The 12,445-nt window shown below is 57.9% G+C and carries 13 protein-coding genes and 1 tRNA gene; 9 read left to right on the forward strand and 5 right to left on the reverse strand.

The window, feature by feature from the left end; translation table 11 throughout:
- Positions 1-74 precede the first annotated feature (74 nt).
- The gene (locus H2O17_RS05065; RefSeq protein WP_182050725.1) at positions 75-1,418 is read right to left on the reverse strand and encodes an SLC13 family permease; all 1,344 of its coding nucleotides are present in this window, start codon (positions 1,416-1,418) and stop codon (positions 75-77) included.
- 327 nt (positions 1,419-1,745) lie between these two features.
- Between H2O17_RS05065 and H2O17_RS05070 the strand changes: the two genes are divergently transcribed.
- From H2O17_RS05070 to H2O17_RS05080, 3 genes are all read left to right on the forward strand, one after another.
- Entirely contained in the window at positions 1,746-2,024 is a 279-nt protein-coding gene (locus tag H2O17_RS05070) for a hypothetical protein (protein WP_182050726.1), read from the forward strand.
- Positions 2,005-2,571 carry an AI-2E family transporter gene (locus H2O17_RS05075; RefSeq protein ID WP_246311353.1) on the forward strand — a complete coding sequence of 189 codons (567 nt, stop codon included), beginning with the start codon at positions 2,005-2,007 and terminating at the stop codon, positions 2,569-2,571. Before H2O17_RS05070 ends, H2O17_RS05075 begins: the two co-directional genes overlap by 20 nt.
- A 136-nt stretch (positions 2,572-2,707) precedes the next feature.
- Positions 2,708-4,009, forward strand: a complete 1,302-nt coding sequence (locus H2O17_RS05080) for an MFS transporter (RefSeq protein WP_182050728.1) — start codon at positions 2,708-2,710, stop codon at positions 4,007-4,009.
- A 58-nt stretch (positions 4,010-4,067) separates the two neighbouring features.
- Here H2O17_RS05080 and H2O17_RS11720 read toward each other — a convergent pair whose 3' ends face one another.
- The gene (locus H2O17_RS11720) at positions 4,068-4,643 is read right to left on the reverse strand and encodes a methylated-DNA--[protein]-cysteine S-methyltransferase (protein ID WP_182050729.1); all 576 of its coding nucleotides are present in this window, start codon (positions 4,641-4,643) and stop codon (positions 4,068-4,070) included.
- Positions 4,644-4,797: 154 nt separating this feature from the next.
- On the opposite strand from H2O17_RS11720, the gene H2O17_RS05090 reads away from it, so the two are divergent.
- Positions 4,798-4,870, forward strand: a tRNA-Ala gene (locus tag H2O17_RS05090).
- Between the two features lie 211 nt (positions 4,871-5,081).
- Here H2O17_RS05090 and H2O17_RS05095 read toward each other — a convergent pair.
- Together H2O17_RS05095 and H2O17_RS05100 are read right to left on the reverse strand one after the other, a co-directional pair.
- Complete coding sequence (locus tag H2O17_RS05095) at positions 5,082-5,540, reverse strand: flavodoxin (protein WP_343037873.1); 459 nt, start codon at positions 5,538-5,540, stop codon at positions 5,082-5,084.
- Between the two features lie 331 nt (positions 5,541-5,871).
- Positions 5,872-6,759 carry a fructose bisphosphate aldolase gene (locus H2O17_RS05100; protein ID WP_182050731.1) on the reverse strand — a complete coding sequence of 296 codons (888 nt, stop codon included), beginning with the start codon at positions 6,757-6,759 and terminating at the stop codon, positions 5,872-5,874.
- Between the two features lie 121 nt (positions 6,760-6,880).
- Here H2O17_RS05100 and H2O17_RS05105 point away from each other — a divergent pair, with 121 nt between their 5' ends.
- The 5 genes from H2O17_RS05105 (at position 6,881) to H2O17_RS05125 (ending at position 11,070) form a co-directional block, all read left to right on the forward strand.
- Positions 6,881-8,290 (forward strand): ClC family H(+)/Cl(-) exchange transporter, encoded by a 1,410-nt coding sequence (locus H2O17_RS05105; RefSeq protein ID WP_182050732.1) that lies wholly within the window; start codon positions 6,881-6,883, stop codon positions 8,288-8,290.
- Between the two features lie 272 nt (positions 8,291-8,562).
- Positions 8,563-8,982: a cupin domain-containing protein gene (locus H2O17_RS05110; protein WP_182050733.1), complete on the forward strand. Its 420-nt coding sequence runs from the start codon at positions 8,563-8,565 to the stop codon at positions 8,980-8,982.
- 38 nt (positions 8,983-9,020) lie between these two features.
- Positions 9,021-9,209 (forward strand): hypothetical protein, encoded by a 189-nt coding sequence (locus tag H2O17_RS05115; RefSeq protein WP_182050734.1) that lies wholly within the window; start codon positions 9,021-9,023, stop codon positions 9,207-9,209.
- 250 nt (positions 9,210-9,459) lie between these two features.
- The gene (locus H2O17_RS05120; RefSeq protein ID WP_182050735.1) at positions 9,460-9,744 is read left to right on the forward strand and encodes a hypothetical protein; all 285 of its coding nucleotides are present in this window, start codon (positions 9,460-9,462) and stop codon (positions 9,742-9,744) included.
- Positions 9,745-9,750: 6 nt separating this feature from the next.
- Positions 9,751-11,070, forward strand: a complete 1,320-nt coding sequence (locus H2O17_RS05125; protein ID WP_182050736.1) for a hypothetical protein — start codon at positions 9,751-9,753, stop codon at positions 11,068-11,070.
- A gap of 304 nt (positions 11,071-11,374) precedes the next feature.
- Here H2O17_RS05125 and H2O17_RS05130 read toward each other — a convergent pair whose 3' ends face one another.
- Positions 11,375-12,445, reverse strand: a complete 1,071-nt coding sequence (locus H2O17_RS05130) for a hypothetical protein (protein WP_182050737.1) — start codon at positions 12,443-12,445, stop codon at positions 11,375-11,377.

The following is a 12,445-nucleotide window of genomic DNA, read 5'->3' on the forward strand; positions in this document are numbered from 1 at the left end:
GCTCGGTTTGCGCCACGTGCGGTCACACGCGGAGGGACGGCGTCCCGGGAAGCGGCTATTCGCTAGAAGTGTGGTCAGCCGCCCCACGGAGGCAGGATCATTGTCACCCACGTAAGGAGCGGCACGGTCACGATGAGAATCCAGCACCACATGAAGAGTTTCTTGTAGATGTATTCGCTCTGGTGGCCCGAGTTGGCAATCGCCAAGGCTCCGTTAGTTGAGAACGGTGAGACGTCCACTGCGGAAGATGAGACGCAGAGCGCGGCGATGAGCATCGTGGCGTTGACGAGGGCGGGTTCCCCGGTGGCCGTCACGAGGAAGGGGACCGAAAGCGGGATGAGTGCGCCGAGGATGCCGGTGGTCGAGGCGAATGCGGAGACCACCGCACCGACGAACAGAATGATGACTGCTGCGATTTTCGGAGTGCCGAGGCCCGCCGCCATTCCGCCCACCCATTCGATGATTCCATGGCGTTCAAGCATAGAGACATACGTGACGATGCCACCCACCAGCAAAATCGTGGGCCACGCGATCTGGGTGAGGGAGCCCTTCGCCGAGTTCGGGTAAACCAACGTGAGAATTGCGCCGATAGTGAGGGCGGACAATCCGACGTCGACCTTCCAACCGACTACTGCGACCACCATCGCGAGGATACCGGCCACAGTGACTGCGCGTTCCGTGTTCAATCGAACTGTTAGCGAAGATTCGGGGGAGTCATGGGTTGCGGCCGAGGGTCGGCGCACGTCACGGGTTTTCTGCAGACCTCCAGCCAGTTCGGCTTCTTCCTCCGATGGTCCCGAGCTGCGGTACATACCCCATGTGATCAGCACGATCGCGAGGCCGAAGACCATGACCACCACCCACGTGACGGTGGGGTGGTAGAGCCGTGCGAGCTCATCTCCGGAACGCGCGACCACCGAGTTGACGATCACGCCGTACACGCCGATTGGTGAGAACGATCCGACGGTGGCGCCCTGAATAATCGCTTGCGCCATGGGTAGGGGATTGACTTTGTTGCGCCGGGCAAAGCTCAGTGCGATGGGCATGAGGATCGCTGCGGCGGCAGGGGTGGCAGCCCCCACTGCGGTGAGAAGCGCAGTGACAACGAACATCACCAAGGGGAACACCCTGGCCTGCCCACCCACAAGGCGCAAACCGAGGGAGACGAACCAGTTGACCGTGCCGTTGTTGGTGGCGAGCGCAAACAAATATGTAACGCCGAGCAGAGTGAAGAAGATCCCGAGTGGGAAGCCTTCTTGAATGGTTTGGATCGATTCGCCGAACAACAGCTGCCCCACCAAAGTAGCGGCGACGATTGCCGCAATACCCATTTGTAGCTTGCTGCGGGATCCCAGGACGAACACTGCGACTAGGACGCCGAGTGCGATCAATGCGGACGCTGTTTCAGTTGGCTCCACCTCGTCATTTTATCAATTGAGTGACGTGGATCATGGGCAAATGGGAAAGGCTACCGCAATGCACTTCTGCATGTCAGGAGCCTCTCCGATTCTCAGGGCCGTGTGCTGTGACCGGTACCGATGACGAGGGTCTGGTGTTTGCTGCGAATATGTCCAGTGGAGCAAATGAAGTGGTAGGGAAAAACGTTCGAGTTGCGGGGATTCTTGGATACGCCGTGCACCTGGAATGGACGAGTTTATGAGTGACACCTCGTTCGCATACTGTGTGAAGAGAAAATGGCGAAACGTCAACGCGAAAGGCCACTAATGAGTCTTGAAACAAGGGGAGTGGCACAGCCAGCCTGGCGTTTCGATCACCTCCGGCGCATAGGTATTGGGAGTTGGGCGATCCTCGGAATCATCCTCGTCGCTGTCGTGGTTATGAGTGCACTCGGGGCTCTGAGCGGCATCGTCATTCCACTTATCATCGCGTTCATTATTGGCACCGTGCTCGACCCCCTTGTCGGGAGACTGCGCGGCGCAGGACAAGGCAGGGATCACCTGCTGGATTTCGCTCGCAGCGTGGACATTCTTCGCATTGTTTTTCTTGTTCTTCGCACTGCGTGACGGCGAGCATCTTCCGGGATGGATCGCACGCGTGAGTGGTCAGGAGCCGAACCTTGTGAAGGAGGTCTATCGCCTCACGCAGCAGTCCATGCGAGGGTACGTTAAGGGGACTGCAGTAACGGCAATTGTGACGGCACCAATCTTCATGATCCCGCTGTTACTGCTGAAGGTACCGCTGGCTTTCCCCATCTTCATTCTGTATTTCTTTCTCTCATTCATTCCTTTCCTCGGTGCTTGGATTACGGGTGCATTTGCCATGTTGATTGCACTGAGTTCGGGCGGCCTCGGAACGGCTGCAATCGTGTTGCTTTGCCTGCTTGTCTCCAACGGAACCATTCAGAGCACTGTGAACTCATGGGCGCTCGGGAGTTCCCTGCGGATGCATCCCGTTGCGGTGCTGATTGCCACGATGGTTGGTGGAAGCGTGGCGGGGGTACTTGGAATGGTGTTGGGGCCTCCCATGCTCTCCGCATGCGTGCGCGCGGCCGGTGCAATTCGTGCGGCCGGTGCTGTTCATGTGGCCGACGTGACTGCCTCACGGCCTTGACCACCGTGATTGCTGATCGTTAGGTTGTTTCAAGTGGCGCATTCCGCGCCCTGCTCATGACCAGAGCAACGTGTATCTACCTCGGGCTGAAGGCTGACTAAGGCGACACGGTCGTCCCAGTGAACCGAGGTATCACATGAAGAAGCCACAGGTGGTCTCTGCAACTGGATGGGCGTATTTCCCCATCGCATTTGCCGCACGTTTCCCGTATGCCATGTTGGTTGTTGGTGTACTCACCCTTGTTGTGTCGCAGCGCGAATCCGTGGCTCTGGGTGGATTGAACTCAGCGGCTGTTGGAATCGGAACGGCGTTGTGTGGACCGCTCTTGGGGTACGCCGCAGACCGGTTCGGTCAGCGCCTCACACTTCTCACAGCTTCCGTGCTCAACTCCGCAGCGATCATCATCTTGGTGTGCGTGGTGACCAGCACTTTGCCTGATTGGGCCGTATTGGTCAGCGCATTTGCCGTTGGTGCAACTGCCCCTCAGGTGGCACCAATGTCACGTACCCGGTTGGTGCACGCGGTCACCCGCGAGTATTCGCCGTCGCAATCATTCCGAGTTCTCAACACAGTCATGGCCTACGAATCGGCAGTGGACGAAGTTGTCTTTGTCTTTGGGCCCGTTGCCGTGGGCGTTCTGGCCGTCGCTTTCTCACCTGTGGTCGCAGTTGTTTCCGCTGCGCTTCTCACCCTCGTATTCGTTGCTGCTTTCGCCCTGCATCACACTGCACGCACCGGCGGCGAACAGAATGAGAGTCACGAACGCGTGTCCGTGCGCGGCGTGTTTACTCCCGGGATTGCCGTTGCGGCATTGGGAGCGCTGGGTATCGGGCTCGTATTCGGTTCCACACTCACTTCGTTGACCGCCTTCCTAGATACCACAGGTTCCGCAGACCTGGCTGGCGTCATATATGGCTGCTTGGGTGTGGGTTCCACGATCTTGGCACTTTCCGTTTCTGTGTTCCCTGATTCCTTCGCACTGGCACAGCGGTGGCTGTGCTTTGGCGGTGTGATGGTTGTTGCCGCGTTCGCGTTTTCCGCAACTGGCACGGTTACACTCCTGTGCGTGACGCTCGTATTGATCGGCGTTGGAATCGGACCAACACTTGTCACTGTGTACTCGATCGGTTCCAAGCGTGCACCTGCCGGTGCGACCGCCACGGCACTCACGATTCTGGGATCCGGCGTGGTGCTGGGCCAGTCCTTGGCATCCGCATTCACAGGTTCGGTTGCTGAGAACTTCGGCGCAGAAACCGCAATGCTCATCCCCGGATTCTCCGCACTAGTGGTGTTGATCACTGCAATTTGGAATTCCCGCATGCCGGAAACCTCTGGCGTATCCGAAACCGAGCGCGAAGCTGTTGGCGAAGTTGTTGGCGAGGTTGTTGGCGAAGCCGACGAAGCTCACGCAAGCGCCAGAGCCGACGTTCTCTCCTGAAGAAGGGATGAGGTGCGCCGGGCTCAGGCTGGACGTCCCGTCCACAAAGAGCCTAGGTTCAGACGTCCAACGTGGAACCGTCCGGCATGCGCATGCCTGCGAGCTCGACTCCCTCGTGACGAAGGAGCCAGATCTTGCGATCCATTCCACCGGAGTAGCCGGTCAGGTTTCGGGAGCCGCCAACCACGCGGTGGCACGGCACGATGATTGGCAAAGGGTTGTGGCCAACGGCTCCGCCCACGGCCCGGGACGACATTATTGATTTGCCCTCCGCTTGAGCGATCAGTTTGGCGATCTCGCCATATGTCATGAGTCCGCCGTAGGGGATTGTGCGCAGGATGTCCCAGACCTTCTGGCGGAATTCGGTGCCTGCGGGCCGCAATGGAAGATCCGCAATGCTCGGATTGTTGCCCGCAAGGTATTCGTCCAGCCATTGAACGGTTTGGTCCAGAACAGGGTCGTGGGCGGGTTCTGTTTCCGACGACGACGTCGTCGCGGGCGATTCGACGTCCGTTGCGGGTGGTTCTACCTTCGTGGAGGATGACTCCACGAAGTCGCACGAAAGAAGGTGCGTACCGTCGCTGACCAGGGCCAGTGTGCCAATCGGGGTGGGGTAGTGGCGGGTGACGGTCATGTGGGCCTCCTGAGCGTTGGTAAGGCAATCGTGACGCATCGGGCAGGGAAAACCAAACATGGAATGAATGATGTCCACGTGTGAACGGCAATGAGGGCAGGCCGCCCCCGATTGAGACTATCTGCGCAAGGTGGTGTAAAGTGGACGAGTCCGCGGGGCATTGGCGCAGTTGGTAGCGCGCTTCCATGGCATGGAAGAGGTCAGGGGTTCGAATCCCCTATGCTCCACTTTTGTGATCTGTCGGGACATCGTTTACAGATGTCTCGGCAGATTCTTTGTTTGTGCTGGTGGCACGTCATCGTTCCGGTCATGTCTCGCGTCGTCGTTCCGGCCGCGTGGGGTTGTCGGTTTCTTGAGTTGGCAGTTAGTTGTAGGACTCCCGGCGCCGGCGATCGGGGTGGCAGGCACTCTCTGGCAGCCTGATTTGTTCCAGTCACCTCATAGCAAACCGATCTGTTCCAGCCATGCCTCGACGTCGCCTCGCGCGTCCTGTGCTTCCTCACCCTGCACGGCCAGACCCTCGCCCCATGTCGCATCTGGGTACAGGCGTTCATAGTTGGCGGCCACCGAACCCATGCCGCTCACAGCGTACGTAACAAAGGGGTAGGCGGTTATGCCGGCGAGTCCGTTCTCAGCCTCGACGAACGTACGCATTATCATCGGCTCCTGCATTGCCCACACCGGGCTACCCAGCAAAACGACGGCGTAGTTGTCCAATGACGGTAGCGGGTTCGCGATGGCAGGGTGAGCATCATCTTGAATCTCTTGCTGGTTGCTTTGGACGGTCGCGTCATATTCAGACGAGTAGGGTTCCGCAGCCTCGATTCGATACACATCCGCGTCAATGAGGCCGGTTATCATCTCGGCGACGATCTGTGTGTTACCGACGTCGAGAATCCGCCGGCCCCCATCCCAGTAATTCTCGCCAGCTCGGGAGAAGGTGCCAGTTGGAGGTGCGGCGGGCTCTTGCCAGCGCTCGCGCTGTCGAACTGGCCGAAGCGATCACCACTCGATACCTTGGCAACTACCAATGGATCCACGTCGAAGTCTGCCCACATTGACGTTGGAATGACATGACGCGTGCACGTGTGCTTCTCGCTCAGCGTGCACGTGTGCTTCCAACGCAGGCTGGGAAGTAAGGTCTCCGCTGACGCTGCGACAGCCTGATGCAGCACGGGGGGCGGCAAGGCACCCCTGCCTTGCCGCCCCCACCCCGCCAAGAACTCGATCAGGTCAAGGAAGCTTGATAGATCGAGTTGATCGACGCCGTCAGCATCGCATCGAACTCCGCATCTGTCTGGGAAACCGATAGGCCCTCAGTCAGTGCTCGCGAGAAGCTGGCAATGAGCCCGTGGTTGCGAGCGAGCCGCTCGTTCGCCTCTGTGCGGCTGAATCCACCTGAAAGCGCCACCACTCGAAGCACCGCCGGATGGGCGATGAGTGGCGCGTAGAAGTCGTCTACTTCCGGGATGCTCAACTTGAACATGATTGGTAGTGGGAAGGGTTCTGCCTCCAACCGCTTCGTGATCTCTTCGAGGAGGATCTCCTCACTGTCCTTCTTATCGGGTGCGGTGATGGTGATCTCGGGTTCGAGAATGGGGACCAACCCCGCCGCGGCGATCTGATGGGCCGTTTCGAATTGCTGGGAGACGATGCGTGCAATGCCGGCCGGGTTAGCGGACTGGATGACCGAACGCATCTTCGTGCCGAAAATACGGGCCGCATTAGCCCGTGCGAGCAAGTCATCCAAGCCGGGATTGGGCTTCATCAGCTGGACGCCGTCCTCCAGCTCCACCAAACCCTTGTCGACTTTGAGGATGGGTATTACGTGCTTGGTTTCCCAGAGGTAGTCGGCGGCTGGTTGACCAGCGAACTCCCGGCCAATTGTCTGTTCGAACAGGATTGATCCCAGAATGTGTTCGCCGCTGAACGCTGGGCTGGTGACGATGCGTTCCCGCATGGCGTGCACCAGATCGAACATTGCGGCGTCGTTGTTGTAACTGTCCTTGCCGATTCCATAGAGCAAAAGTGCCTTTGGCGTACTGCCACCGCTTTGGTCAAGGGCCGCGATAAAACCGCTGCCGGACTTCATTCGCTCTGCTTGTTCATTGTTCATGTGACCTCCTCGGAACGCATGCCGATGTGTCCTCTTCATTTTACGCGGCTGGGAACGATCTGCGGCCGGTTACTGACCCTCTCGCGCAGTCCGTGCGTGTGAGCTGTTGGAGCAAGTTCTGTTGTCATCGAGAACATTTCCGACGACGTCGTCGTCGGGCATCGTTGGAACGGACATCCGGGTCCCGCGCAGTGACCGGCCGGATCGCGAGTTGGCCTGCTGCGAGACAATTGACCACGTGTGGCATCTCTTTGTGGAACGTATTGGTCAGTTGGTGGCGTCGCGCAGGTGGAGAATCGCGCGTAACGGAATCCTCGCGGGTCTGGTGGCCGGAGGGGTGGCGAGCCTCTACCGGTTCTGCATTGAAGAGGCGGGCAGCGCGGCCGTGACGGCATACGACTTCGTGGGGCGGCATCCGCTGGCGGTTCTTGCTTGGGGAGGCGCGGCAGCAGCAATGGCCGTCGCTGTGTGGCTGCTGCTCAAGTGGGAGCCGAAGGCGTCCGGCTCAGGAATTCCGCAGGTCAAGGGCTTTCTCGTCGGGCGTTTGGGCATGCGTTCCGTGCCTGTCGTCGTCACGCGCTTCCTCGGCGGTACAGGCGGCGCGCTCTTCGGCCTGTCCCTGGGCAGGGAGGGGCCGTCCATTCACATCGGCGCGGCAGTGGCGAAGCTGCTTTCCCGCCCGCTGCGTGCCACCCGCGAGGAGGAGGATCACCTCGTCACGAGCGGCGCATCCGCAGGCTTGGCCGCGGCGTTCAACGCGCCGGTTTCCGGAATACTCTTCGGCATCGAGGGTCTCCATCGCAGCTTCTCACCGCTCGTCATTGCCTCGGCCTCCACGGGCGCGCTCGCGGCGGGCGCTGTCTCCACGTTGCTCTTCGGCTCGCATCCCATTCTGCAGTTCGGCACGCTGCCGGAGCTTCCCCTTTCGGGTCTGTGGATGGTGCTTCCGCTCGGGATCCTCACCGGTGGCGTCGGCGCTCTCGTCAATAGAATTCTGCTGAAATCGCAGGGCTTGGCGCGCTTGCCGGGACCGACCGGCATGATGATCGCTCTGGCGGTCGCCCTCGTGGCGGGGATCGTGCTTCCCCAAGTGCTCGGCGGGGGTGAGTCGCTCATCGGATGGGCGGAACAGGCGGCAACCGGGGCTGGGTTCGTAGCGCTGTTGTTGCTGGCCAAGATCGCGTTCACCGCGGTCAGCTTTGGTTCCGGGATCCCCGGAGGAATCTTCATGCCGATCCTCGCGATCGGAACACTGACGGGCGCCGGATACTCGCTGGTCATTGAGGCGTGGGGAGCGCCAGCCGGGAACCAGGCGATACTCGCGGTGTGTGGAATGGCGGGGCTGCTTGCGGCGAGCGTGCGGACTCCACTGACGTCCATCCTGCTCACCGCGGAGATGAGCGGCAGCCTCTCGCACCTGTTGCCCGTCGCCGTGGTGGTGATCCTCGCGGTGTTCACCGCTGACGCCCTGCGCGTACCCCCGATCTACGACGCCCTGCTCCGCCGGATGCTCGCGCCTGCCGAGGTCTGAGGCGAACTTTCGTAGGCACCGACGACGTCGTCGTCGACGCCGCGTGTGGGTACCGTGCGCTGGCATCGGGTTCGCCTGGCAACATCTCGACTCATCAGAGGCTTGAGCATTCCTGTGTTCCTGCGCATTGAAGCGCGCGAATGAAGGTTTCCTGCCCGGCGTGGCCAGCTGCGCGGTCACGCGAGACGGGTAACAACAGTGCCTGTCTGTGCTCTCGGTCCGGCTCTAGGCTGACGATGTTGCCGACTTGGCACGTTTGAGAGAAGGACGAAATGAGCGATCAGGGTTTCGATGGCGTTTTCCCGCGAGGGGAAGCGAATACGGCTTTTGGCAAGTACTTCATTGGCCGGAGCTACCTCAACATGCTGACCACGGAAGGTATGGGGGTGGGCTTCGTAACCTTTGAGCCCGGGTGCCGCAACAACTGGCACATCCACCACGCCTCGAAGGGTGGCGGGCAGATTCTGTTGTGCACGGCGGGCAGCGGCTGGTACCAAGCCGAGGGCGAGGAGCCGGTGAGCATGGTTGCCGGTTCCGTGGTACAGATTCCCACAGGTCAGAAGCACTGGCACGGAGCGAAGGCCGATTCCTGGTTCAGTCATATCGCCATAGAGGTTCCCGGTGAGGACACTGGAACGGAGTGGCTGGAGCCGGTCGCTAACGAGTACTACGGCAAGCTGCCGCAGGCCTGAGCACGCGATGCAGAGATGCAGCTTGGAGGCGTGGTACGGTGCTGAAGAATCTCGACCTACGGGAGCATCGAATTGCCAGCAGCGCGCCGTGGTACCTGCTGGTTGGCCTGCCGATAGTAGTAGCATCCAAGTGGCGCGACCGCGGGGACCTGAGTTCAATCCGCCCGTGGCTCGGGATCGCCGCTGCCGTTCATTTCGACGATGGAATCGAGGCAACTCTTGCCTAGCCATACATGGTGAGCGATGTGCAATTCGGACGGATAGTTTCCCACTTCTTCTAAACCGTTGCACTGCGTCAGCGCGACGGTATCGAGCCGTTTGATCAGCTGAGGCAATGCTTTGAAGAGAGCATGTTCAGGATCGAAGGACGAGCTTGAGAGGTTATCTTCAGAACAAATCGCCAATGGTTCAAGCAGTTGAGGGTTTAGATTGCTGCGGCGTAATCTCCTCTTTATGGCGTTTATGGCGGAGAACGTAATGACAGAACATCCTTGGTGGAATCACTTGGGTGAAGCGTGCCTCACCTATCTCTTGAATCTGGATTCGGCCCAAGTTGCTGCTATCCGAGAGGAATCATCAATTCCTCTCTCGAAAGAACAGATTGATCTCTTGGCATTGCTGCACGATGTCGACTCTCGAATGAGATTAATTTGGAATCTTGAGGAGCTCGTTGAACAAGAGTGGCGGAAATGGCTGAGTTCAGCTACCGAACTCAGAAGTCCGTCTCACGGAAATGGTATTCGTCAGCTTGCTGGAGGCTAACTTCCGATGGTTCCACAGGGACTTTCACATATTGAAGAAACACTCGTTCGGCTCGCTATTGACGCATACCCGAGTTTTCTCGTCAAAGTCAAAGATAGAGGATATCAATCAGAAACCTACGTGTCACTTTTTAAGAATCCGCTGAATAAGGAGTTCCAAGAGGCGGTGAAGGCTGATCCTGTCCTTCGAAAGCTGTTCCGGGAAGACGACCCGAATACTGGTCCCCGTGGCTGGTCGGTCAGGAGTACAAGGCATGGCAGCATGCACCAGCTTTGGACGCTTGCGGACACTCTGATTGGTTCCGCTTGGTTGCTTGCCAGCTCAAAGGTTGTTCATCCTACTCCTGATGATCTTGTGAGGGCAACGTTTGAGTCGCTTGACAGGCTCTTGAACGCTTTGGCCGGCAAACCCGTCTCGATACCGGTGCGAATCGGGCTGACAGGCGTTCTCTTACCGCCTGAGGTGGACGTTTGGGAGTTGCCCGGAGGACGTCTGCGTCGCGCAGATGAGCGAGATGAGCCGATTGTGTGTGGGATGCCCCGAGGTGGAAAGCTTTCCGCATTCACGCAAAAAGGGGATGAGGTTGTCATGAACTATGGTGGTGACCTCGTCCTCGAACTCGAGATTCCATACATGCTTGAATTGACACATTGGGATGTGGGTATTCACCGGGAGATAGAGTGGCCAGCGGGTTACCGGGACTTAGAAGTTCAGTTGGAGAACATAAGGCTCGGTCTGCTTCTCGCATTACCGGATCTGAAGCCAGTCATCGTTCCGTCTTGGCAGTACCTATCTGACCCACTCGATTGTAGCAACGGGATTCAGTATACCGTCGTCTCGGAAATAAGGGGTCTGACACCTTTACAATTGAATGAGTCCCAGTTCTTAGAATGGATGGAATGGACAAATCGCATAGCAGACTACAGAGTCCCAAGTATTGACATTGCAATAGGGCGAGTTCTTGCTGCTGTATCCGAGCGTCATATGGCCGGTGACGTTCTCCTTGACTCCGTAGTTGTTTGGGAGAACCTATTTGGAGGCAGCGGTGAGACGACACTTAAAATTACGTGCGCACTTGCTTGGCTCCTTGGGGATTCTCCCGATGACCGAAGGGCACGACAATCTCGATACGCGAAGATATATGATGTAAGAAGCAAGGTTGTTCATGGATCTCGCAAACTAAAGTATGAAGAGATTCCAATGATGGCGGCACAGGCTGTTGAAACTGCAATTGAAGCTCTTCGCTTGATATTCTCGACCAATGTCAATCTGCTTGCGCTTTCTGACAGTGCTCGTCGTAGTTTGTGGCTCATCCTTCAAGGGTGAATCTGGGCTGAATTTGACTTGTTATGACTTGCGGTTGTTGCTAGGACCAACTGGTAGGCGCCGAACTTTGACCGTCATGCGGATGCTTGTTGACCATCCTTGACAGTTGCATGTGTTCACACAGCATTTGAAGAAGAGCCGAGACATCTTTCGTAATAGGATCGTTTGGGACGACGGTGAGTCTGATGCTCTTGATGTGACGCATAGAGTCCAACTCTCGCGGTAGAACCAATCGCCGGCTCTTCACTTCCTTGATTGTCCCAGATAGGCACGAAAATACGCTCACAATGAGAATACTGCTGAGCTAGTCAGCGCTTTCCGTGGCATCGGATTTCTTTGCCGCATCGGATACTGTCGCTTCAGCGTTGCGTTCCGCAGCGGCCTTGGTGGCAGCTGCCTCTGCGGCCTTTTGTGCCTTCACTGCAGCAACCTTTCGGGTGTCCAACGACATGTGCCCGAAGACTCGTGGGCCCATGAAGACGTCGGCGACCTTTCCCGCAGCTTCAACAATCGGAAGGAGGTATTCATCCGAGTCGGTCTGCTCGTACATGAAGAGTTGATTCCACAGGTCCCTCAAGAGGTCGTTTGAAACAGGAGTAGAGAACACGAACTCACCCGAAGGCAGACGATTCCTCCGAGCCTTGAGTTCATCGGTGGTGTATGGGCTGAAGAGGATCGCGGTGCCACTTGTGCGATCACCATCTTGCTTGATCGAGAGCGGGTAGAAGTCCATGGCGTGGAAGAAGTCCACCACAAACTCCTTTACATCTTTGAATGAGTCATCTCCGGCTGTGGGGCTGGATGCCATGAAGTCGATGTTTCCGAGGTCCTCGTTCTTTCTGAATGATGTGAGGCTGCAATTGAACTCAACCGTATGCGGGCCACGATCAGCCTCTTCTAGGTCCATTTGCCATGTGAAATTCACCTGCACGAGGTGCAATTGCAGATACAGGATGTGGTACCAAATGTGATTGTGGAGAACCTTCGCTTCAGCGTTGCTGAGCACTGCGTACGCTTTGTCATCGATGAACCGCCAGTAGGCGAACTCTACCCATTCCGCAACCCGGACTTCCTCCGGTTGTTCATATTCCCATGGGTCCTCTGGTTCGTCATAACTCCATGGCTCGGGCGGCTCGGGCAATTGATCTAACCATTCGTCGTCGGGCTCAACGTTTCCTTCATTCACGAGAATGGTTGACTTCTCGGCGGGCTCGGACATGAAGAGCTCAAGTTCGTTCTTGGCGAGGAGGCGTGCGTCGCCCATGACTCGAGAGGCATCGCCGGCGCTGAGTGCACGTTGGATCTGCGCCTTGACGTTGTCAAAGATGATTGCCATCTGAACGCTGTGGTCTTCTTTGCGTCTATCCGAATCCAT

This window comes from Changpingibacter yushuensis, from assembly GCF_014041995.1.
Classification (GTDB): domain Bacteria; phylum Actinomycetota; class Actinomycetes; order Actinomycetales; family Actinomycetaceae; genus Changpingibacter; species Changpingibacter yushuensis.